21 protein-coding genes and 1 tRNA gene are annotated in these 23546 nt (G+C 52.6%); 20 read left to right on the top strand and 2 right to left on the bottom strand.

Going from position 1 to position 23546, the window contains the following annotated elements; genetic code table 11:
- The first annotated feature begins 113 nt into the window (after positions 1 to 113).
- The 12 genes from thiC to MKY86_RS32755 all read left to right on the top strand — a co-directional run bounded on the left by thiC (position 114) and on the right by MKY86_RS32755 (position 11584).
- Positions 114 to 1808 carry a phosphomethylpyrimidine synthase ThiC gene (thiC, locus tag MKY86_RS32700; RefSeq protein WP_143803620.1) on the top strand — a complete coding sequence of 565 codons (1695 nt, stop codon included), beginning with the start codon at positions 114 to 116 and terminating at the stop codon, positions 1806 to 1808.
- A 215-nt stretch (positions 1809 to 2023) separates the two neighbouring features.
- Positions 2024 to 2251, top strand: coding sequence for a DUF1858 domain-containing protein (locus MKY86_RS32705; protein WP_076077059.1), 228 nt, complete (start codon positions 2024 to 2026; stop codon positions 2249 to 2251).
- Positions 2252 to 2265: 14 nt separating this feature from the next.
- Positions 2266 to 3528 carry a DUF438 domain-containing protein gene (locus MKY86_RS32710; RefSeq protein WP_076077061.1) on the top strand — a complete coding sequence of 421 codons (1263 nt, stop codon included), beginning with the start codon at positions 2266 to 2268 and terminating at the stop codon, positions 3526 to 3528.
- Positions 3529 to 3729: 201 nt separating this feature from the next.
- Positions 3730 to 4680, top strand: coding sequence for an ROK family glucokinase (locus MKY86_RS32715; RefSeq protein ID WP_036690067.1), 951 nt, complete (start codon positions 3730 to 3732; stop codon positions 4678 to 4680).
- A 45-nt stretch (positions 4681 to 4725) separates the two neighbouring features.
- On the top strand, positions 4726 to 5625 hold the full coding sequence (gene rapZ, locus MKY86_RS32720) for an RNase adapter RapZ (RefSeq protein WP_036690069.1): 900 nt from the start codon (positions 4726 to 4728) through the stop codon (positions 5623 to 5625).
- A 57-nt stretch (positions 5626 to 5682) separates the two neighbouring features.
- A complete protein-coding gene (locus tag MKY86_RS32725; protein WP_200869550.1) occupies positions 5683 to 6624 on the top strand; it encodes a gluconeogenesis factor YvcK family protein in 942 nt (313 codons plus the stop codon).
- Positions 6625 to 6642: 18 nt separating this feature from the next.
- Complete coding sequence (gene whiA / locus MKY86_RS32730) at positions 6643 to 7572, top strand: DNA-binding protein WhiA (protein ID WP_036726258.1); 930 nt, start codon at positions 6643 to 6645, stop codon at positions 7570 to 7572.
- A 97-nt stretch (positions 7573 to 7669) separates the two neighbouring features.
- Positions 7670 to 7939 (top strand): HPr family phosphocarrier protein, encoded by a 270-nt coding sequence (locus MKY86_RS32735; RefSeq protein WP_036690075.1) that lies wholly within the window; start codon positions 7670 to 7672, stop codon positions 7937 to 7939.
- Between the two features lie 76 nt (positions 7940 to 8015).
- Positions 8016 to 8558 (top strand): GNAT family N-acetyltransferase, encoded by a 543-nt coding sequence (locus MKY86_RS32740; protein ID WP_076077064.1) that lies wholly within the window; start codon positions 8016 to 8018, stop codon positions 8556 to 8558.
- Between the two features lie 94 nt (positions 8559 to 8652).
- Positions 8653 to 9408, top strand: coding sequence for an SIMPL domain-containing protein (locus MKY86_RS32745; RefSeq protein ID WP_076077067.1), 756 nt, complete (start codon positions 8653 to 8655; stop codon positions 9406 to 9408).
- 273 nt (positions 9409 to 9681) lie between these two features.
- On the top strand, positions 9682 to 10779 hold the full coding sequence (locus tag MKY86_RS32750) for a PdaC/SigV domain-containing protein (RefSeq protein WP_076077070.1): 1098 nt from the start codon (positions 9682 to 9684) through the stop codon (positions 10777 to 10779).
- A gap of 166 nt (positions 10780 to 10945) precedes the next feature.
- Positions 10946 to 11584, top strand: coding sequence for a GDSL-type esterase/lipase family protein (locus MKY86_RS32755; RefSeq protein ID WP_036726263.1), 639 nt, complete (start codon positions 10946 to 10948; stop codon positions 11582 to 11584).
- Positions 11585 to 11671: 87 nt separating this feature from the next.
- Here MKY86_RS32755 and clpP read toward each other — a convergent pair whose 3' ends face one another.
- Together clpP and MKY86_RS32765 are read right to left on the bottom strand one after the other, a co-directional pair.
- A complete protein-coding gene (clpP, locus tag MKY86_RS32760; RefSeq protein ID WP_036690083.1) occupies positions 11672 to 12268 on the bottom strand; it encodes an ATP-dependent Clp endopeptidase proteolytic subunit ClpP in 597 nt (198 codons plus the stop codon).
- Positions 12269 to 12461: 193 nt separating this feature from the next.
- Positions 12462 to 12536: transfer RNA gene (locus MKY86_RS32765), tRNA-Arg, on the bottom strand.
- Positions 12537 to 12828: 292 nt separating this feature from the next.
- Here MKY86_RS32765 and MKY86_RS32770 point away from each other — a divergent pair.
- The 8 genes from MKY86_RS32770 (at position 12829) to rnr (ending at position 23528) form a co-directional block, all read left to right on the top strand.
- Positions 12829 to 13881, top strand: a complete 1053-nt coding sequence (locus MKY86_RS32770) for a sugar-binding transcriptional regulator (protein WP_036726264.1) — start codon at positions 12829 to 12831, stop codon at positions 13879 to 13881.
- A 116-nt stretch (positions 13882 to 13997) separates the two neighbouring features.
- Positions 13998 to 15008 carry a type I glyceraldehyde-3-phosphate dehydrogenase gene (gene gap, locus MKY86_RS32775; RefSeq protein ID WP_036690087.1) on the top strand — a complete coding sequence of 337 codons (1011 nt, stop codon included), beginning with the start codon at positions 13998 to 14000 and terminating at the stop codon, positions 15006 to 15008.
- Between the two features lie 132 nt (positions 15009 to 15140).
- On the top strand, positions 15141 to 16322 hold the full coding sequence (locus MKY86_RS32780; protein ID WP_036726266.1) for a phosphoglycerate kinase: 1182 nt from the start codon (positions 15141 to 15143) through the stop codon (positions 16320 to 16322).
- A gap of 27 nt (positions 16323 to 16349) precedes the next feature.
- Positions 16350 to 17105, top strand: a complete 756-nt coding sequence (tpiA, locus tag MKY86_RS32785; RefSeq protein ID WP_036726267.1) for a triose-phosphate isomerase — start codon at positions 16350 to 16352, stop codon at positions 17103 to 17105.
- Positions 17106 to 17107: 2 nt separating this feature from the next.
- Entirely contained in the window at positions 17108 to 18652 is a 1545-nt protein-coding gene (gene gpmI / locus MKY86_RS32790) for a 2,3-bisphosphoglycerate-independent phosphoglycerate mutase (RefSeq protein WP_076077072.1), read from the top strand.
- Between the two features lie 58 nt (positions 18653 to 18710).
- Positions 18711 to 19997, top strand: coding sequence for a phosphopyruvate hydratase (gene eno / locus MKY86_RS32795; RefSeq protein WP_036726271.1), 1287 nt, complete (start codon positions 18711 to 18713; stop codon positions 19995 to 19997).
- Positions 19998 to 20228: 231 nt separating this feature from the next.
- A complete protein-coding gene (gene secG / locus MKY86_RS32800) occupies positions 20229 to 20462 on the top strand; it encodes a preprotein translocase subunit SecG (RefSeq protein WP_036690096.1) in 234 nt (77 codons plus the stop codon).
- Positions 20463 to 20702: 240 nt separating this feature from the next.
- Positions 20703 to 23528 carry a ribonuclease R gene (gene rnr, locus MKY86_RS32805; protein ID WP_076077075.1) on the top strand — a complete coding sequence of 942 codons (2826 nt, stop codon included), beginning with the start codon at positions 20703 to 20705 and terminating at the stop codon, positions 23526 to 23528.
- Positions 23529 to 23546: the final 18 nt, after the last annotated feature.

The following is a 23546-nucleotide window of genomic DNA, read 5'->3' on the forward strand; positions in this document are numbered from 1 at the left end:
CCGCTCCAGGTGGAGCGGCTTTTTGACTTGCAGGAATCTATAGATTCTTCGGCTCAGTCTGCTGCGTGACATCTTATCTGATTGACTCACAGAGTGAAGAGGAGGAGATTGGAATGTCAGAAATGATGAAGAACGAAGAGGTGGATCTTTCCGGATTCCCCGCAAGCCGTAAAGTGTATGTGGAGGGCTCACGCCCGGATATCCGGGTTCCGATGCGGGAGATCAGCCTCAGCAGAACCGAAGGCGTTGCCGGGGAAGAGGACAATGCTCCGCTGCGGGTCTATGACACAAGCGGTATGTACACGGATGCCGCGGAGGAGATGGACATTCGGAGGGGGCTGCCGCCGCACCGTTCAAGCTGGATCGCGGAGCGTGGCGATTCGGAGGAGTACACCGGAAGAGCCGTCCGGCCGGAGGATAACGGAATCCGCAGAGAAGGGGCTGCCGCAGAAGCTTATCCAGGACTGTGCAGGAATCCCCGGCGGGCCTATGTAGGCGGCAATGTGACTCAGCTGCATTATGCAAGGCAAGGGATCATCACACCGGAAATGGAGTATATTGCGATCCGAGAGAATACCCGGAAGGAGTTCGTAAGGGATGAGGTGGCTGCGGGCCGTGCTATTATTCCGGCCAATATCAATCACCCGGAGAGTGAGCCGATGATTATCGGCCGTAACTTCCTGGTGAAGATCAATGCCAACATCGGAAATTCGGCGGTCACTTCTTCTATTGAAGAGGAGGTGGAGAAGATGCGGTGGGCGACCCGTTGGGGGGCTGATACCATCATGGATCTCTCCACCGGCTCTAAGATCCATACCACCCGGGAGTGGATTATCCGCAATTCTCCTGTGCCGGTCGGGACAGTGCCCATATACCAGGCGCTGGAGAAGGTGAACGGTATAGCCGAGGACTTAACCTGGGAGCTCTATCGCGACACGCTGATTGAGCAGGCGGAGCAGGGGGTGGATTACTTCACCATTCATGCCGGGGTGCTGCGGCGCTATATTCCGCTCACTGCCCGGAGAATGACCGGCATCGTATCCCGGGGCGGATCGATTATGGCTGCCTGGTGCCTGGCCCATCAGCAGGAGAACTTCCTGTACACACACTTCGAAGACATATGTGAGATCATGAAGACGTATGATGTGGCCTTCTCACTGGGGGATGGCCTGCGTCCCGGCTCTATCGCCGATGCCAATGACGAAGCCCAGTTCGCCGAGCTGGAGACGCTGGGAGAGCTGACGGCGCTTGCCTGGAAGCATGATGTTCAGGTTATGGTAGAAGGTCCGGGCCATGTGCCAATGCACAAGATCAAGGAGAATATGGACAAGCAGCTTGAGATTTGTCACGAAGCCCCTTTTTACACCCTCGGTCCGCTAACTACGGATATTGCACCCGGCTATGATCACATCACGTCGGCCATCGGGGCAGCGATAATCGGGGGGCTTGGAACGGCAATGCTGTGTTACGTTACACCTAAGGAGCATTTAGGCCTGCCTGACAAGAATGATGTGCGCGAAGGCGTCATTACCTACAAAATTGCTGCACATGCCGCAGACCTCGCCAAGGGACATCCGGGTGCGCAGGACCGGGACAACGCGCTGTCCAAGGCGCGGTTCGAGTTCCGCTGGCGCGACCAGTTTCATCTCTCCCTGGACCCGGAAAGGGCGCAGGCGTATCATGATGAGACGCTGCCTGCGGAGGGGGCAAAGCAGGCGCATTTCTGCTCGATGTGCGGCCCTAAATTCTGCAGCATGCGGATTTCGCATGATATCCGGAATTCCCATAGATGGAGCCAATCACTGTAACTTAGCTGCATGACCTAATCTATATGTAGGTATGTTGTTCATGGCCGAGAGGCCGTGAATACAGCGGAAACGTATAATTCTGAGGCTATCCCCCCAAGCTGAATGGCTGGCGGGGATAGTCTTTTTGTAGTTAGTGATTACAATCACAATTCACCCCTGTACCCTATGCTAAGCTGGTGTTGAGAAGAATTCTCATTAGTGAGGTGTGCAAAAGGATGAGCAAAGCGTTGAAGCTGGATGAATCGGTCTTTGAGCTGGTAACCAGGCACCCGGAAGTGGTGGAGATCATGGTGGAGCTGGGATTCCGTGATATTGCAAAGCCTGGAATGCTGCAGACCGCAGGACGATTCATGACCCTGTCTAAAGGAATGAAGTTAAAGAAAATAGAGCTGGAAACCGTTCGGCTGGCCTTTCAGCAGCATGGTTTCGAGATTATAGAATAGAAGGAGAGATTGCGATGAGCGAACTGATTAATAACCGCGAGGTCGATATTCCGGAACAGACACGCCGCCAGGCTATGCTGAGAGAGATCATCAAGGAGCTGCATGCGGGCAAAAGCGTGGAGGAGGTTAAGGCGCGATTTGAAGAGGCGGTAGGCGATGTTACGGTGGAGGAAATCTCCGCCATGGAGCACTCCCTGATGACCGAGGAAGGCATTCCGGTAGAGGAAGTACAGCGCCTCTGCTCTGTGCATACGGCAATTTTCAAAGGCTCGATTGAACAGATTCACCGTTCTTCTAAGCCCGAGGAGCAGCCCGGTCATCCCGTGCATACGTTCAAGCTGGAGAACCGCGAGATCGAGCGTCTGGTCAACTTCCGGCTGGAGCTGCATGCAGATAAGTTCAAGAAGAACGCCACCGAGGAGATTATTTTCAAGCTGCTGGAGGACCTGAGTCTGCTGCTGGATCTCGACAAGCACTACAGCCGCAAGGAGAATCTGCTCTTCCCCTACCTGGAGAAGTACGGCATATACGGTCCTACGAAGGTAATGTGGGGAGTGGATGACGGAATCCGCAATATGATCAAGGAAGCCAAGAAGGCGCTTAGCGCCTATAACGGGGACAGCGGGCAGATTACAGCCGCACTGGAGGAGATCATTAAGGAAGTCAATGAGATGATCTTCAAAGAAGAGAATATTCTGCTCCCGATGGCGCTGGATAAGCTGACTGAGGATGAGTGGGTCCGGATCGCCCGCGAAAGCGATGAAATCGGCTTCTGCCTGACTGCGCCCGATCAGGAATGGATACCGGAGCGTGCAGCGGAGCCTGAGGGTGCTGATGTTCCGGCGGAAGAAGGGGAAGGCCTGTCCCCGCAGGGCTTCATCCGGTTCGAGACCGGGCTGCTGTCGCTCCACCAGCTCGAGACGCTGATGAATCATCTGCCGGTGGATCTGACCTTTATCGACGAGAACGATGTCGTCCGCTACTTCTCGCATGGCAAGGAACGGATCTTCGCCCGGACGAAGGCCGTTATCGGCCGCACCGTACAGAACTGCCATCCGCCGCAAAGTGTGCATGTTGTTGAGAAGCTGCTGGCTGATTTCAAAGCCGGAGTGAAGGATGCCGAGGATTTCTGGATTAACATCAAGGATAAATTCATCTATATCCGTTATTTCGCCGTGCGGGATGCAGAAGGCCGTTATATGGGGACGCTGGAATTCACCCAGAATATCGCACCGATCCGTGCCCTTGAGGGCCAGAAGCGGATTTTGTCCGAATAGCATTAAGGTATCTGGCACCCTACAATAGAAGAGAATGAACGGACTTTCTTGCCTGCCTGGTGAGAAAGTCTTTTTGTTAACAAATAAGAACTGAAGTCCATTGCCCCGGGTGTATCGCCTTTCCTTGACCGCAGGGGAGGGTTCTATTATAGTGGGTACGTAGGATTAACTATTTTAGCATAGAAAAAGGTGGCTTGTAACATGTCTGAACATATCTACGTTGGCGTGGATTTAGGTGGTACCACGATTAAGGTTGGAATCTGTAATGCCGAGGGAAGCCTGCTGCACACTTACGAAGGTCCGACAGGGACTGCGGATGGCGTCGATGCTGTCATCGATAATATCGAGAAGTATGTACGCCAGATTGTGGAGGACTCTCCGTACTCCTGGGACCAGCTGGCTGGTGTCGGTGCGGGACTGGCCGGATTTACGAATATTCGTGAAGGTATCATCATCCTTGCGCCCAACATAGGATTTAGAGATGTGCCGATCCGCTCCATTCTGGAGGGTCGCCTGAACAAGCCAGTCAAAATAGACAATGATGCCAACGTGGCTGCACTGGGCGAAGCCTGGAGCGGTGCAGGGCGCGGCATAGAGAATTGTGTCTGCTATACGCTCGGTACGGGTGTCGGCGGCGGTATTATCATTAATGGTAAGGTGTATCAGGGATTTGCCGGTCTGGCCGGTGAGCTTGGACATATCTCCGTGGTGCCCGATCTGGAAGCGATCCAGTGCGGCTGCGGGAACATGGGCTGTTTGGAAACCGTTTCCTCAGCGACAGGCATTATCCGTATGGCGAACGATGCTGTAGCACGCGGGGACCGGACCTCCTTGTCCACCGTTGAAAAAATCGCTGCGAAGGAAGTATTCGATGCCGCCAAGGCAGGCGATGAAGCTGCGCTGCGGATTGTGAACCGGGCGGCCTTCTACCTGGGCAAATCAATGGCCTCCGTTGCAGCGGTTCTGAACCCTGAAGTATTCATCGTCGGCGGCGGAGTCTCCAAGGCAGGCGATATTCTGTTCGATGAAGTCCGCCGGGTATTCGCCAAGCTGGCGCCTGCCCCTCTGCAGACCGGTGTTACGATTGTACCTGCAGCGCTTGGCAATGACGCCGGTATTATTGGTGCGGCAGGTCTGCTGCTGCGTTCTTAAAAGACCGGAATTATTCATATACTAATCATAGGGAGGGATGCTGTAATGACCGACCTCGAGCAAACCCTGCCCGCCCATGCCACCCTGATTATCATTACAGGCATGTCGGGTGCGGGCAAGACGATTGCCGTGCAGAGCCTGGAGGATCTGGGGTTCTTCTGCGTGGATAATCTTCCGCCTGTACTAATCCCGAAATTCGCTGAGCTGATTGAGCAGTCCAAGGGTAAAATCGCCAAGGTGGCGCTGGTCATCGACCTTCGGGGGCGGGAATTCTTCACCGCTCTGTCGGAGTCTCTGGCCTACATCAAGGACGAGTCAACGATCGGGTGTGAGATCCTTTTCCTGGACGCCACAGATTCAGTGCTTGTACAGCGTTACAAGGAGAGCCGGAGGCATCATCCGCTTGCTCCGAAGGGCATGCCGCTGGACGGCATCCGCATGGAGCGCCAGATGCTGGAGGAGCTGAAGAATTCAGCTACCCTGTGTCTGGATACCAGCAGCATGAAGCCGGTTCAGCTCAAAGAAAAAATAGTGTCACGCTTCTCCCACCTCGGGAAAAGCACCCTCTCGGTTAACATTACTTCGTTTGGATTCAAGTATGGGATTCCGATTGATGCTGACCTGGTGTTCGACGTCCGCTTCCTGCCTAATCCGCATTATGTGGATCAGCTGCGGCCCAAGACAGGCCAAGACAACGAGGTGTACGACTACGTAATGAAATGGCCTGAAACGCAAGAATTCCTGACCAAGCTGCTAGATATGCTTCAATTCCTTATTCCGCAATACCGCAAGGAAGGCAAATCCCAGATTATTATCGGCATCGGCTGTACGGGCGGCAAACACCGTTCGGTAGCCATCGCCGAATACCTGGGCAAAATGCTGGGGGTTAGCGAGACGGAAGCGGTGGCAGTCAGCCATCGGGACTCCGAACGCGACCGGCATTGATGAGAGAAGGGATGAATAGTGGCTGAAGAACAAGGACAGCGTCCAAAGATCGTCGTGATGGGCGGCGGGACCGGACTCTCGGTGATGCTCCGGGGGTTGAAGGAGAAGCCGCTGGATATCACGGCGATCGTAACTGTCGCAGATGACGGGGGAAGCTCCGGGATTCTGCGCAGTGAGCTGCAGATGCCGCCGCCCGGGGATATCCGCAACGTACTTACGGCTATGGCTGACGTTGAGCCTCTGATGGCACAGATTATGAAGTACCGCTTCAGCAGCGGAGAAGGCTTAGCCGGGCATAGCCTGGGCAATCTGATTCTGGCTGCACTGACTGACATCTCCGGGGACTTCGTTACAGCAGTCCGGGAGCTTAGCCGGCTGTTCGCCGTTCGCGGCCGGGTGCTGCCTGCGGCCGGAGAGGCGGTAATCCTGCACGCCGAGATGGCGGATGGAACGCTGATTACCGGTGAATCCAAAATCCCGGAGGCGGGAGGCGTCATCAAGCGCGTATTTCTGGAGCCGGTGGATGTTGAGCCGCTGCCGGAGGCGCTGGAGGCTATCCGCAACGCAGATGCTATTCTGCTCGGTCCGGGCAGTCTGTATACCAGCATTCTGCCGAATCTGCTGGTGCCGAAGCTGGCAGAAGCCGTGGTAGCTTCCGAGGCCATTAAGATTTTTGTATGCAATGTAATGACCCAGCCGGGTGAGACGGATAATTACACGGTTAATGACCATCTACAGGCCGTATATGACCATATCGGGCTGCATCTGTTCGATTATGTGATCGTCAATGACGGGGAGATCCCGGAGCAGGTGCAGATCAAATACGCCGAGAAGGGTGCCCGTCCGGTACAGCTTGACCGTGAGGCCGTGGACGGCAACGGGTATAAGGTGATTGCTGACAAGCTGGTATTATTCAAAACCTATTTGCGGCATGATACAGATAAGCTCAGTCACCATATTTTCCAGCTGGTGAAGGATTGGATTGACAGAAAGAGTTAAATGAAAGAGGTGAGCCCCTTGTCTTTTGCGGCCCTTACCAAAAAAGAGCTGACGATGGTCGAGAGCCAGCCCTGCTGCGAGAAAGCGGAAATGTCAGCGCTGATCCGAATGAATGGTTCGGTGCAGCTTTCGAGCAAAAAGGTGGTTCTCGACATTTCGACGGAGAACGCCGCGATTGCAAGGCGGGTATATTCTTTGCTTAAGAAATATTACCAGGTCCATATCGAGCTGCTCGTGCGTAAAAAAATGCGTTTGAAGAAGAATAACGTCTATATTGTAAGAATCCCGAACCAGGTCCAGGAGATCCTGAAGGATCTGCGGATTGTCTCTGAGGGTTTTATTTTCACAGACGGGATTGATGAAGAGATTGTCGGCAAGAATTGCTGCAAGCGTGCCTATCTGCGCGGGGCCTTCATGGCCGGCGGTTCGGTCAATAACCCGGAGGGCTCTTCGTACCACTTGGAAATCGCTTCCATGTATGAGGAGCACTGCAAGGCGCTCGTTGAGCTAGCTGGTGAATTTCACCTGAATGCCCGCTGTATAGAACGCAAAAAAGGCTTCATCCTATACATCAAGGAAGGCGAGAAGATCATCGAGTTCCTCAGTCTGATCGGCGCTCATCAGGCGCTGTTCAAATTCGAGGATGTGCGGATCATGCGCGATATGCGCAACTCGGTCAACCGGATTGTGAACTGCGAAACGGCCAATCTGAACAAGACGATCAGTGCGGCGGTACGCCAGATTGAGAACATCAAGCTGCTGCAGCGCGAGGTGGGTCTGGAAAGTCTGCCGGATAAGCTGCGGGAGGTTGCCGAGATCAGACTGGCGCACCCGGATATTAACCTCAAGGAAGTCGGGGATATGCTGGGCGGGACGGTCAGTAAATCGGGTGTGAACCACCGTTTGCGCAAAATTGATGAGCTGGCGGACAAGGTCCGCGGCGGCTGATTATTTTTTTTCTAGTGCGGTATGCGTTATAATGATATAATATTATAAAATTAATGTGAAATTTTTGGGCAGATCTCAAATAGGGGGTAAGCGTTTCATGACAAAGCACCCGGTAGTTGTTCGGTTGAAGACGGGGCTCCATGCTCGGCCGGCAGCATTGTTTGTGCAAGAAGCTAATAAGTTTTCGTCGGAGATTTTCGTGGAAAAAGACGATAAAAAAGTGAACGCCAAGAGTATCATGGGCATTATGAGCCTTGCGATCAGTTCCGGTACGGAGATTCATATCAGCGCAGACGGTGCAGACGCGGAACAGGCTGTAACCGCTTTGACCAGTCTGGTAAGCAAGGAAGAGCTCGAGAATCAATAAATGCTACATGGTCTAACCAAAAGCCCTTAGGGGCTTTTTTTCATATCAGCTTTAGAGGATAAGGAGAGGTATGCGGATGCAGATTCAAGACGGTGAAGTATCATTAGTTGAGCCTGCTGAGGCGCTCAGAGAGCCGTATTTAGCCTTTTATGAGGAGTGGAAGGCCAGCGGGGAGCCGTTTGTGCCCTGGGTAACAGAGATGGACCCCGCTGACTTTGACGGTATGATTCAGGCTCTTCACGGGTATGCCCGTGGTACAGATATACCGGACGGCTGGGTGAGCAGCTCAACCTTCTGGCTGGTGACCACGGACAAACGGGTAGTGGGAGCTGTGAACATCAGGCACCGGCTGACCGAAAGGTTGCTCCATTCTGGCGGGCATATCGGTTACGGCATCGTCCCCTCTGCACGCAGACAAGGCTATGCCAGTGAGCTTCTGAAGCAGGCTCTCCTGAAGTCCGCTGAACTGGGTATCGAGCAGGCACTCGTAGTTTGTGACTCCGTCAACACCGCATCGGAACGGACAATCCGCAGGAATGGCGGTATCGAGGATAGCGAATATATAGAGGAGGACGGAAATGTCATCCGCCGGTTCTGGATCGGGACGGGGAACAAATAAAAAATAAATATCGTACATCGCTCATGCAACTTTTACCATGCTGTCCCGTCTAGAGGGTAATAACACTTAAACGAATCGAAAGGGGATGGCAAGCATGATAAAATGGGGTAAATCGATTGGATCAGTTCTGCTGGCAGCTAGCTTGATGATTGGAGGAATGGGGTTGAGCGGAGTGCTAAAGGGTCCTGAAAAGGCTTACGCCGACGAAGTACAGAAGAATGTGGTGAACGTGGTAGGCAAAGGCGAGCTGTCGATCAAACCGGATATTGCGTATCTCTCCATCGGCGTAACGACAACTGCCGAAACCGCGCAGGAAGCACAGAAAGGCACAGCCGCGAAGGTCTCCAAGCTGACCGCTTTGTTCAAGACCACTTGGGGCATTGCAGACAAAGACATTCAGAGCACCCAGTTCAACGTACAGCCTAACTACACTTACAGCGAGAAGGACGGCCAGAAGGTAAAAGGCTATAACGCCCAGCACACGCTAGAGGTCTCTTACCGGGATCTGACAAAGGTTGGACAATTGCTGGACGCTGCCTCTGCGGCTGGAGCGAACAACATCGGCAATGTGCGGTTTGCGATCGAAGATCCGTCCGCCTTTGAAGCACAGGCTATTGAGAAGGCTATGCAGAATGCAGATGTCAAAGCTGCGGCCATCGCCAAAGCAGCCAAACGCGGACTGGGTCAGGTAGTCACTGTCATTCAGAGCGATGACGGGAATCATCCGGTGGTCTATGCTGAAGCAGCCTCTTTACAAAAGATGTCCATGGATAACAATGCCGGCAGCTCCGTTGAGCCCGGGCAGGTTAAGATCATTACCCAATTGAGTGTAACTTATGAATTGAAATAAAACGTTTCGTAAGAGGCGCTTGCTCTGCTGTTATAGCGGGGTAGGCGCTTTTTATAATCATATAAATGTATATATATGCACACAGCCGCTATCTAAAGCTCTCAATTTGTTTAAATTGAGGTAACAGGATCTTTAGATAATCACGGCAAACCTTAAGAAACTGTAAAGCGGATTGTAACATCCCCCGCTAGTTCTTTTACTATAATAGGAACAGTGATACGGAAGAACACACATCATGACTAATCATACCACCAGGTGGAAGGGGAAATAACAATGAATTCGAACTCTAAGAAATACATCAGCAAATGGGGTGCAGGAATGCTCGCCGCAGGAATCCTGCTGGGAGGAACAGGAATAATTCATGCAGGCATCACTGAGGCCGCTCCGGCAGCCGCTCAGGTCAAAGCCAAATCCTCATCTGTAGTGCTGAAGGTTAACGGGAAAAGTACAGCCCAGACGGGCCTGCTTCAGGAAGGAAAGGTATGGGTGCCGGTAACCTTCCTGCGCGATGCGCTGGGGATGCCGCTCTCTTATGATAAAGCGGGGAAGACGTACACCATCGGGACAGGAACTGCTCAGACAAGGCTGACGATCAATGATTATGGCATTTCTGTTATGGTGAACAATTATTATGTCGGTGAAGGCAAGCAACTGAATAACCGGCTGTATGTTTCGTCTGAGCTGCTTAGCGATTACTTGGGCTACAAAGTAGACGGGAGCGCAGCAGCAGGACGGCTGAATGTTATGAAGAAAGTGCAGAATGCGGTAACCATCAAAACAGTGAGCTATGTGAAGGATCATAAGGATGCGCCTATCCGGCTGGATTATCCGCAGGTCAGCGGCCTGGCAAGTGCAGAAGCAGAGAAGGCAATCAATGATACGATTAAGCAGACCGTTCTGAACTATGCGAAGGATGCTGAAGATCAAATCTCCAAGCGGTCAAAGGATGACCGGCCCTATGAATTCGAAGGCGGTTATGTGGTCACGTATAACCAGGATGGCGTGCTCAGCCTAATCACCAATCAATACGGGTATACCGGCGGTGCCCATGGGATGACTTACCGCAATGCGTTCACCTTCTCGCTCAAAGACGGGAAACGTCTGTTGCTGGGCGATCTGTTCGGTGCCAACCCTAATTACAAGAAACAGCTCAATGCCAAGCTGGCCACCGAGATCAAAGCTAACGGAGGATATCTGGGCGGGTTCAATGGACTGAATACCGAGAAGTACTTCTATCTGAAAGATGGCAAAGCGGTGCTCTTCTTCCAGTTATACGAATACACGGCATATGCCGAGGGCTTCCCGGAATTCAACTTCAGCTTCAAGGAACTCCTGCCGGATGGAAGCAGTCCGTTCGCGGCGCTGAAATAATAAAATAATTATCCAGATGCCCTTGCATCTCCTCCGGGAGACGCAGGGGCATTCTTCATGCAAACCCTTCATCCACGGCCTAATCAGCCTGCCCTGCCGTTACCACTTCACCCGGATAGTCATAAGCTATAGAAGGCAAGCAGCTTATAACGGGGAGGGGAAGGTTATGGTCTATGCTTATACAGCGATCGGGGATTCACTTACAACCGGCTTCGGGGCGCTGCCCGGGAACGGCTTCGTCCCCGTCTACCGCCGGATGGCGGAAGGGAGGCTGGGTACACCAGTGGTGCCGGCGAATCTTGGCGTCAACGGTCTGACCACCGGGGGGCTGAAGCAACGGCTGAGAAGCTCGAATGTCTACCGGGCGGCGGTGAAGGATGCGCAGATCATTACGCTGTCCATTGGCGGCAACGACTTGATTAAGGCAGCCCGGGCAGCCGGGCCCCGGCCCGGTGAATTCCAGGGCTTACTGCAGCAGGCGCTTAGGGACTGCAAGCGTAACTACAGCGACATCATGGGCAGCCTGACACAGCTCAAAGCAGGTTCCCGCAGCCCCTACATCATCCGGATGGTAGGCCTGTATAATCCCTACCCTCAGGTGAATGAAGCAACAGAGTGGGTGCGCGAGTTCAACCGCTATGCAGCAGGCTACAGCAGCAATAACGTAGGGTTTGCTTCGGTATACCATGAATTTGCCGGTAATGAGCGGGGGCTGCTGTTCCTGGACCATATTCACCCGAACGGCAGAGGCTACCGCGTAATTGCAGGCAAGCTGGATGCCCTTGGGTACGGGAGCTTAAGGTAGGCAGCAATGGCTGGGCATAAGAAAGAGGCTGTAACGGGACCGGACCGGTCTGTTACAGCCTCTTTGTGTATTCATTGGAGCAGGTACTTATACGCCTGTGGGCAGAGTCTTCTCAATTACCTTGTCTACGATACCGTATTCAGCAGCGTCTGCAGCGCTCATGAAGTAGTCGCGGTCAGTATCCTTCTCGATCTTCTCCAGCGGCTGGCCTGTACGCTCGGACAAGATGCGGTTCAGCTTCTCACGCAGCTTGATGATGCGGCGGGCGCGGATCTCGATATCCGAAGCCTGCCCCTGAGCACCGCCTAGCGGCTGGTGAATCATGATTTCGCTGTTCGGCAGGGCGAAGCGCTTGCCCTTGGCGCCGGCATTCAGCAGGAACGCTCCCATGGAAGCGGCCATACCTACACAGATGGTGGACACATCCGGCTTAATGTATTGCATTGTATCGAAGATGGCCATACCCGCTGTGATGGAACCGCCTGGGCTGTTCACATACAGGTGAATATCCTTATCCGGGTCCTCGGCAGCCAGGAAGAGCATTTGTGCGATGATGGAATTGGCAACCACGTCATTAACCTCCGTTCCAAGGAAAATGATGCGGTCCTTCAGCAGGCGGGAATAGATGTCATAAGCGCGCTCACCGCGGTTGCTCTGTTCTACTACCATAGGAATATAACTCACGTGGAAAACCTCCTTGAAATTGGTGCTTCGAATGGGTTCATTTTTTACTGTTACCGTATTAACCACATGATAAACAAATTCAAACAAAAAGTCAAAGAAAGTCAAACTTACTTTCAAAAAAAAGAGCCCTCAAGCGGCTCATTGGTTAAATATAATATAATCGTCACTAAATTATGTACAAGCTTGAAAATAATGGCGCGCCCGCCAAGAATCGAACTTGGATCTCAGGCTTCGGAGGCCTACGTCATATCCATTGGACCACGGGCGCAACAGAAGTTATTATAATATATTTCTCGGATAAAAGCAATGCGTATTAGGCATCCTGCGCAAAAATAGTTTTCTCTGCCTCCATTAATAGAGCCGGAGATGCGCCTCCTGCCAGCGGGCTTCCGGACAAGCCCATGTATAAGATGAAAGCGGGCTGAGAATTATAGTCTCGGAACACTTGCACTTGGCGTCAGTTTTGGGTAGAATATGGGTGGGACTTAAAAAGTTAACCCGGGACATTTTGAGACCACGAACAAGGGATAAGAGAAAGACGAAGTTGCAGGAGTGAAAGCATGCGTAATCTATTGGAAATCCAAAAGCAGCTTCTGCCTGATCTCATGGAAACCCTTAAGAGACGGTATACGATTCTACATCAGATCATGCTGTCCGATATTATTGGGCGCAGGACGTTAGCCGCATCGCTTGATATGACCGAGCGGGTGCTGCGCGCCGAGACGGATCTTCTGAAATCGCAGGGGCTCATTGAGATCGAGAGCGTCGGTATGCGCATTAGCGATGCCGGTCGCAGACTGCTTGACCTGCTGGAGCCGGTCGCCAAGAGCCTATTCGGCCTGGATGATCTGGAAGAGAAAATTCGTACAACGTACGGTCTCACCAAAGTAATTGTGGTACCTGGCGATTGTGAGACATCGCCGTTCACCAAGCGTGAGCTGGGGCGCGCAGGCTCCAAGGCACTGCTCAGCGTACTGCGGAGTGACGATACGATTGCCGTCACAGGCGGATCAACGCTAGCCGAGATGGCCGATCAGTTGACCCCGCCGCTATCCCTTTCCTATAAGAACGCCTGGGTTGTTCCGGCGCGTGGAGGACTGGGAGAGAGCATGGAGATACAGGCCAACACCATTGCTTCAACCATGGCCAAACGGATTGGCGCCAATTACCGTCTGCTGCATGTGCCCGATCTGCTTAGCGGAGACGCATATGAGTCGCTTGCGCAGGACTCCAATATTGGAGAGATTGTACAAATTATCCGCAGATCGCGTATTATTGTACATGGAATAGGCGACGCCATTGAAATGACCCACCGCCGCAAGCTGGACTCCGGGACGATCTCAGAGATTCAGAGCGAGGGAGCCGTAGCCGAGTCCTTCGGATACTATTTCAATGAAAATGGCGAAGTGGTTCATACGATGCGGACCATGGGGCTGCGCCTGGAAGACATTATCCGTACGGAAGTCGTTATCGGTATTGCCGGTGGCAAACGCAAGGCGAAGGCCATTCATGCGATGCTGCGGTTTGGGCAAGAGGATATTCTCGTCATCGACGAGGCGGCGGCTGTTGAAATCGGCAAGGAAATCGACACACAGCTACAAAAGGCCCTATAGATTCCATTAAATGGGGCGCGCGCAAAGGGTTTATGCATTATACTTAACATTGTTGTCTTGACGAGCCTCACGGCCTGTCTTGAATAAATAAAACGAACTCTAGGAGGAACTATTCAATGAGTGTAAAAGTTGGTATTAACGGTTTTGGACGTATTGGACGCCTTGCATTCCGCCGTATTCAAAATGTAGAAGGTATCGAAGTGGTAGCAATCAATGACTTGACTGACGCTAAGATGCTTGCTCATTTGCTTAAATATGATACAACTCAAGGTAAATTCCAGGGAGACGTTGAAGTTCATGACGGATTCTTCAAAGTAAACGGTAAAGATGTTAAGGTTCTGGCGAACCGCAACCCTGAAGAACTTCCTTGGGGAGAGCTTGGCGTTGATATCGTTCTGGAATGTACTGGTTTCTTCACAACTAAAGAAGCCGCTGAGAAGCACCTTAAAGGCGGAGCTAAGAAAGTAGTTATTTCCGCTCCAGCTACAGGCGACATGAAAACTGTTGTGTACAACGTTAACGATGACATCCTTGACGGTTCCGAAACAGTAATCTCCGGCGCATCTTGCACAACGAACTGCCTGGCTCCAATGGCCAAAGTCCTGAACGACAAGTTCGGTATCATCGAAGGCCTGATGACTACGATCCACGCTTACACAGGTGACCAGAACACTCTTGATGCTCCACACGCAAAAGGCGATTTCAGACGCGCCCGCGCTGCTGCTGAGAACATCATTCCTAACACTACCGGTGCTGCTAAAGCCATCGGCCTGGTTATTCCAGAACTGAAGGGCAAGCTTGACGGTGCAGCACAACGTGTGCCTGTAGCTACAGGTTCCCTGACTGAGCTGGTTACTGTTCTGGATAAGAGCGTAACTGTTGAAGAAATCAATGCAGCCATGAAGGAAGCTTCTGACCCAGAAACTTACGGCTACACTGAAGACGAAATCGTATCTTCCGACATCAAGGGTATGACTTTCGGTTCCCTGTTCGATGCAACTCAGACTAAAGTACTGACTGTTGGCGACAAACAGCTGGTTAAAACTGTTGCTTGGTATGACAATGAAATGTCCTACACTGCACAGCTGGTTCGTACTTTGGAGAAATTCGCTAAGCTTGCTAAATAAGACCGATTTCATATAAGAAGTACAATAGAGCGGAAACAAGGAAAGTCTGTTTCCGCTCTTTCTAAATGAACTGGATTCGCGTGAAATGGCTTTGTGAAGGAACCAATTTTGGGTGTGGAGGAAATGTTAATCATGAACAAAAAAAGTGTCCGTGATGTAGAAGTAAAAGGCAAACGCGTATTCGTGCGTGTAGATTTCAATGTGCCAGTGGAAGACGGCAAGATCACTGATGATACCCGTATCCGCGAAACCCTTCCAACAATTAAATACCTGATTGAGAACGGTGCAAAGGTCATTCTGGCCAGCCATATGGGCCGTCCTAAAGGCGAATTCGTCGATTCCATGCGGTTGACTTCCGCTGCAGTCCGTTTGTCTGAATTGCTCGGCAAACCGGTAGCCAAGGCTGATGAGGCCATTGGTGAAGCTGTAAAAGCGAAAATCGCTGAACTGAACGATGGCGATGTGCTTGTGCTTGAGAATGTCCGTTTCTACAAAGGCGAAGAGAAGAATGATCCTGAACTGGCTAAGCAGTTCGCTGAACTGGCTGACCTGTTCGTTAATGACGCATTCGGCGCAGCTCACCGTGCCCATGCTTCGACAGAAGGAATCGCTCACTTCCTGCCGGCAGTATCCGGTCTTCTGATGGAGAAGGAATTGTCCGTTCTCGGCAAGGCGCTTTCTAACCCGGAACGTCCTTTCACTGCCATCATCGGCGGTTCCAAGGTGAAAGACAAGATTGACGTTATCGACAATCTGCTGAATCTGGCTGACAATGTACTGATTGGCGGCGGCCTCTCTTACACGTTCACCAAGGCTCAAGGTTACGAAATCGGTAAATCCCTGGTAGACAACGACAAGATTGATGCAGCGCTTGGATTCATCGAGAAGGCCAAGAAGCTGGGCAAGAACTTCGTGCTTCCGGTTGACGTTGTAGTCGCTGACAAGTTCGGTGCAGATGCCAACACTAAGATTGTAGATGCAACAGAGATTCCCGCAGACTGGGAAGGTCTGGACATCGGTCCTAAGACCCGTGAAATCTATGCCGATATTATCAAAAACTCCAAGCTGGTTGTATGGAATGGACCGATGGGCGTATTTGAAATCGACATCTTCGCTGAAGGTACCAAGGCTGTGGCTCAAGCTTGTGCTACTACCGAAGGCTACACTGTTATTGGCGGCGGCGATTCCGCTGCGGCTGCTGAGAAATTCCACCTCGCAGACCAGATGGATCACATCTCCACTGGCGGCGGCGCATCGCTCGAGTTCATGGAAGGTAAGGCTCTTCCAGGTGTAGAAGCACTGAACGACAAGTAATACCGAAGAGGGAGGCAATACATCACTATGAGTAGAACACCTATTATTGCAGGCAACTGGAAAATGTTCAAAACCGTTCCGGAAGCCGAAGGCTTCATCGCTGAAATCAAAGGCCAGGCGGAAGTGGCAGGCGTAGAGACTGTAATCTGCGCGCCATTCACGAACCTGCCTGCACTGGTTGCAGCGGTACAAGGCACTACCATCAAAATTGGTGCACAGAACCTGCACTTCGAAGATAACGGCGCTTATACAGGTGAGATCAGCGGCGTAATGCTGAAGGATCTTGGTGTAGAGTACGTTATTATCGGCCACTCCGAACGCCGTGCTTATTTCGGTGAAACGGACGAAATCGTTAACAAGAAGATGCATGCGGCCTTCCGTCACGGCATTACTCCAATTGTCTGCGTAGGCGAAAAGCTGGAAGAGCGCGAAGCTGACCAGACTAAGGACGTATGCAAGGTGCAGACTGAAGCGGCATTTGCCGGTCTTAGCGCAGAGCAGGCAGCAAGCGTAGTTATCGCTTATGAGCCGATCTGGGCGATTGGTACAGGTAAATCCTCCACTTCCCAGGATGCTAACGAAGTTATTGCTTATATCCGTACCCTTGTTAAAGGCCTGTACGATGAAGCAACGGCTAATGCAGTCCGTATCCAATACGGCGGCAGTGTGAAGCCTGAGAATGTAACGGAGTACATGAGTCAAAGCGACATCGACGGCGCTCTCGTCGGCGGTGCCAGCCTGCAGCCTGCTTCCTTCGTTTCACTCGTTGAGGGGGCGAAGTAAGAATGTCAGCTCCAAGACCTGTAGCACTGATTATCATGGACGGCTTCGGACTGCGGAACACGGATGAAGGCAACGCTGTTGCCCAAGCCAACAAGCCGAACTACGACCGTTACCTGAAGCAATATCCGAATACTACGCTTACCGCTTGCGGTGAAGCTGTAGGTCTGCCGGAAGGCCAAATGGGTAACTCTGAAGTAGGGCACCTTAACATTGGTGCCGGCCGGATTGTATATCAAGACCTGACCCGTATCGACAAGTCGATCCGTGATGGAGAATTCTTCGATAACGAGACGCTGGTGGCTGCCGTAAGAAGCGCTAAGTCAACCGGCAAAAAGCTTCACCTCTATGCACTGGTATCCGATGGCGGCGTACACAGCCACATCAATCACCTGTTCGCCATGCTCGATCTGGCCAAAAAAGAAGATCTGCATGAAGTCTATATTCATGCCTTCATGGATGGCCGTGACGTACCACCCGACAGTGGACAGAAGTTCATTCAGGATCTGGTCGCCAAGATTGAAGAGGTTGGCGTAGGTACGATTGCTACGGTATCCGGACGCTACTTCGCGATGGACCGTGACAAGCGCTGGGAACGTGTAGAGAAGGCTTACCGTGCAATGGTATATGGGGAAGGCCCTAAATATACCGATGCCCTTCAGGCCATCACTGTATCCTACCAGAATTCTGTGTTCGATGAATTCGTGGAGCCAAGTGTAATTGTAGACAGCCAGAACAACCCGGTTGCGACCGTGGAGAGCGGCGATTCCGTCATTTTCCTTAATTTCCGTCCTGACCGTGCCATCCAGCTGTCGCAAGTATTCACCAATTCCGATTTCCGCGGCTTCGACCGTGGTCCGAAGTTCCCGGAGAACCTGCATTTCGTATGTCTGACTACCTTCAGTGAGACAGTTCAAGGCTTCGTGGCTTACTCCCCGAAGAATCTGGACAACACGCTCGGTGAAGTGCTGGTTCAGCAGAACAAGAAGCAGCTGCGTATTGCAGAGACCGAGAAGTATCCGCATGTGACCTTCTTCTTCAGCGGCGGACGCGATGAGGAGCTTCCGGGCGAGACCCGTATCCTGATCAACTCGCCGAAGGTGGCAACCTATGATATGAAGCCAGAGATGAGCGCTTACGAAGTGGCGGCGGCCTGCGTAGCGGAGATCGAGGCGGACAGACAGGATGCCATTATCCTGAACTTTGCTAACCCTGATATGGTAGGACACTCCGGCATGCTGGAGCCTACAATCAAGGCAGTCGAAGTAACGGACGAATGCGTAGGCAAGGTTGTGGATGCTGTAGTTGCCAAGGGCGGCGTTGCTATTATCATTGCCGACCACGGAAATGCGGATATGGTATTCGATGAGAACGGACGTCCGTTCACAGCCCATACCACCAACCCGGTACCGTTCATCGTTACCACTGAAGATGTAGTTCTGCGCGAAGCTGGTATTCTCGCAGATGTGGCACCGACAATCTTAGATCTGATGGGACTTCCGCAGCCTGCGGAAATGACCGGACAATCCATGATTGCCAGCCGCAAATAAGCAAGACACCCTGTTTGTGTAAACCCAAAACCATTGTATAAAAGGAGATTAAACTTACATGACTATTATTTCTGATGTGTATGCACGCGAAGTCCTTGACTCCCGTGGTAACCCTACTGTAGAGGTTGACGTATATCTGGAGTCCGGCGCAAAAGGCCGCGCTATCGTTCCTTCCGGCGCTTCCACTGGCGCTCATGAAGCTGTAGAGCTTCGTGACGGCGACAAATCCCGTTACATGGGTAAAGGCGTTCTGAAAGCTGTTGAGAACGTAAATGAAATTATCGCTCCAGAAGTAATCGGTATGGACGCTCTTGACCAAGTGGGCATCGACAAGCTGATGATCACTCTGGACGGAACTCCTAACAAAGGCAAGCTGGGCGCTAACGCAATCCTGGCTGTATCCATGGCTGTAGCTCGCGCTGCTGCAACTGCTCTGGATATTCCTTTGTACGTATACCTGGGCGGATTCAACGCCAAGACGCTTCCAGTACCAATGATGAACATCATCAACGGTGGTGAGCATGCTGACAACAACATCGACGTTCAAGAGTTCATGGTTCTTCCTGTAGGCGCTCCAAGCTTCAAGGAAGCACTGCGTACTGGTGCAGAAATCTTCCACAACCTGAAATCCGTACTGCAATCCAAAGGCCTGAACACAGCTGTTGGCGACGAAGGCGGCTTCGCACCGAACCTGGGTTCCAATGAAGAAGCGATCACTACAATCATTGAAGCCATCGAAAAAGCCGGTTACAAACCAGGCGTTGACGTATTCCTCGGTATGGACGTTGCTTCCACTGAGTTCTACAAAGATGGTAAGTACACACTTGCGGGCGAAGGTAAATCTTACACTTCCGCTGAGTATGTTGACCTGCTGGCTTCATGGGTTGAGAAGTATCCAATCATCACAATCGAAGACGGTATGTCCGAAGATGACTGGGATGGCTGGAAATTGCTGACTGAAAAATTGGGCGACAAAGTCCAATTGGTGGGTGACGACCTGTTCGTTACAAACACTGAGCGTCTGGCAACAGGTATCGAAAAGGGTATTGGTAACTCCATCCTGGTTAAGGTTAACCAGATTGGTACACTGACTGAAACCTTCGATGCGATCGAAATGGCGAAACGTGCCGGTTACACAGCTGTTATCTCCCACCGTTCCGGTGAGTCCGAAGACAGCACCATCGCTGACATCGCTGTAGCGACTAACGCTGGCCAGATCAAGACTGGTGCTCCTTCCCGTACAGACCGTGTGGCTAAATACAACCAACTCCTTCGCATCGAAGACGAGCTGGGCGAATTGGCTCAATACAACGGCCTGAAATCCTTCTACAACCTCAAAAGATAATTTCTTTTGAATCTATAGATACAATGAGCCTGCCGGTTTCCGGCAGGCTTTTTTGATGTTGATATCCGCGATAGAGGGACAACATGAGATTTTCATAGTGTGATAGGGCGGGAATGCCGTCTGGAAGGTTGTATTCATTCTGTGGCTATGATAAAATAAAAATGCTGTTTATGAAACGGAAATTCTAATTTAGCATAGATAGTGATGCTTGGACGTAGGAGGTGGAAGTGAATGGATATCTTTTTGAAAGTGGTGCTTCTGATTTTTGCCGTAGGTCTGATTGCGGTCGTTCTTCTGCAAAAAGGGAAAAGTGCAGGTCTTTCCGGTGCCATCTCCGGCGGTGCTGAGCATCTCTTCGGTAAAACAAAGGCGCGCGGTATGGAGCTTGTGCTGCAGCGTGTAACAGTTGGCCTGGCGGCCGGATTCTTCATCATGTCAATTGTTGTTGCCATTGTTGTTGAATAGTATGCCTACAGTAAACCTTCGCTCTGTTCTGAAATGGAATAGGCGGAGGTTTTTTTGTATGCAGATTTAATATTGTGAACATCATAACAGGGATGCCCGGGATTAAATTCGTGTATACTAGGGTATGAAGTATAGAGAGGTAAATTTTACTTGAAATGATTAGTTGTGCAATAGGACAAGGCATACATATATGCCAGCGGCATAGGAATGCTGCGGAGCGGAGAAGAGAAGGTGACGAACATGATAACACAGGAAATTTTACTTGATTTCATGCGGGAGACCGCTTATAAACCACTAACTTATGAAGAACTGGTGAGCCATTTCTCCACTGAGGATAGTGCTGAATTCAAGGCCTTTGAGGCCTTACTGATTGACTTGGAAAAGGACGGCCGGATCATATTAACCCGGGGTAGCCGTTATGGTGTGCCTGAGCGGATGGATTTGCTGCGCGGACGGCTGCAGGTTCATGCCAAGGGCTTTGCTTTTCTGATTCCCGATAACCGGGAGCACCCGGATGTGTATATCCACGCGAACGATCTGAAGGGTGCTATGAACGGCGATATCGTCTTGATCCGTATTACCTCTAAGAGCCCGTCCGGCGGGCGAATGGAAGGCGAAGTGGAACGGATTCTGATCAGAGGTGTGTCGCAGACGGTGGGTGTCTTCCAGAGCCTGGAGACCTACGGCTTCGTGCTGCCTGATGATAAGCGGATTAACCGGGATATTTTCATCCCAAGGGAGTCTTTCAAGGGTGCGGTTGACGGGGAAAAGGTGGTTGTCCGCATTGTGAGCTATCCGGAGGGCCGTGCTGCGGCTGAGGGTGAGATCATTGAGATCCTTGGCCATAAGGATGATCCGGGCGTGGATATTCTGTCGGTAATCCGTAAGCATCAGCTTCCGGAGGCTTTTCCGGCTGAGGTGATGACGGAAGCGGAGCAGGCGCCGGATTCGATCACTGATGAAGAGATTATCGAGCAGGGGCGGCGTGATCTGCGCGGGCTCAATATCGTAACGATTGACGGCGCAGATGCCAAGGATCTGGATGATGCGGTCAACGTTGAGCGTCTGGAGAATGGCCATTATAAGCTGGGCGTTCATATTGCTGACGTAGGCTATTATGTGCGTGAAGGCTCTGAGCTGGACAAGGAAGCCTATGACCGCGGATGCAGTGTGTACCTGGTGGACCGTGTCATTCCGATGCTTCCGCACCGGCTGTCGAACGGGATCTGCAGCTTGAATCCGCAGGTTGACCGTCTGACGATGTCCTGTGAAATGGAATTCGACGAGCAGATGAAGGTCGTGAACCACGATGTTTTCACCAGTGTCATCCGTACGAAGGAGAGAATGACCTACTCTGACGTACGTAAGATTGTCGAGGATGAAGATCCTGAGCTGCTGGAGCGTTATGCTCCGCTGATCGGGGATTTCCGCCTGATGAAGGAGCTGGCGATGAAGCTGCGGGGTGCCCGGATGCGGCGCGGGGCGGTGGATTTCGATTTTGAGGAGAGCAAGATTATTGTAGATGAGGCCGGTAAGGCTATCGATATTGTAAAACGTGAACGCTCTGTGGCGGAGCAGATTATTGAAGAATTCATGCTGGTGGCTAATGAGACGGTGGCGGAGCACTTCCACTGGCTGAAGGTTCCGTTCCTGTACCGGATTCATGAGGACCCGGACCCGGAGAAGCTGCAGAACTTCATGGCTTTTGCGGCTAACTTCGGCTACCACGTGAAGGGCCGGGGGAATTCGGTTCACCCGCGTGCCCTGCAGGATCTGCTGGAGCAGATTCAGGGAACGAAGGAGCAGACGGTAATCAGCACGATGATGCTGCGCTCCATGAAGCAGGCGAAGTATGATGCCGAGAGCACCGGGCACTTCGGACTGGCAGCGGAGTTCTATTCCCACTTCACCTCACCGATCCGCCGTTATCCCGATCTGGTCATCCACCGTGTGATGCGTGAGGTGCTTGAGAATGGCGGAGCGCTGAGCGAGAAGCGCCACGAATATCTGGCCTCCCGGATGCCGGATATTGCCCAGCAGTCCTCGGAACGTGAGCGAGTGGCTGTTGAAGCCGAGCGCGATACCGAGCAACTGAAGAAAGCAGAGTTCATGCAGGACAAGGTTGGCGAGGAATTCGACGCCATGATCAGCAGCGTGACCAGCTTCGGGATGTTCATTGAGCTGGACAATACGGTCGAAGGTCTCATTCGCCTCAGTGCGCTGACAGACGACTACTACCACTTCGATGAAGCTCATATGGCGCTGATCGGCGAGCGTACCTCCAAGGTCTTCCGCATCGGCGATGAAGTGAAAATCCGGGTTGCCAAGGTTAACATGGATGACCACACCATCGACTTCGAGCTGGTTGATATGAAGCCGCGGGCGGCCGGAGACCACCGGAGCTATGGCGGCAAAGGCGGCCGTCCGGGCGCAGGTGGCTTCAGCAAGCCCGCCGGTAAGGCTGGAGGCGGCAAGGGCCGTGGCGGTAAAGGAAAGCCCGGCAGCGCTGCTGCCGGAGGCAAGAGTGGTGTTGCCAAGGGCAAGAACGGCGCGATCTTCGGTGCTGGCGGTAAGGGGAAGAGCGGCGGCGCAGGTGCCGCTGGTAAGAGCAAGAATGCTTCTCCCGCTGGCGGCGGTGAAGCGGCTGGTGGCTTCGGCGCCGCTGCGGCAGGCGCCGGGAACGCCGCAGGCGCAGCGGGCGGCGGCAAGGCGGACCGCCGGGGCGAAGCCGGCGGGTCTGGCGCTCCGCGCGAGGGCGGCAGAGGCATCGCCTTCGGCTTTGGCTCGGGCAAGGGCGGCTACGGCGCGCCGGGCGGTGGCGGGTCTGAGCAGGCGGGCGGTGAGCTGCGCGGCGTAGACGCGAGTACACGGTTCCGCAGCCGCGAGGATCTGGGGGCCGACGGGCGCGGCGCAGCGCCGGAGGGCAAGGGCCGCCGCAAGAAGAAGGGCGGCGTGTTCATTAGCCCCTCCGTGACGCCAGGCAGCGGGGAGTCCGCAGGCCAGGCCGGTGCTGACACTGGCGAGAAGAGCGGGCGCCGTAAGCGCAAGAAGAAACCTAAGGCGTAGGCTGAACGATATGAGCGC

It is taken from the genome of Paenibacillus sp. FSL R7-0333 (genome assembly GCF_038000365.1).
GTDB classification, from domain to species: Bacteria; Bacillota; Bacilli; order Paenibacillales; family Paenibacillaceae; genus Paenibacillus_AQ; species Paenibacillus_AQ silagei.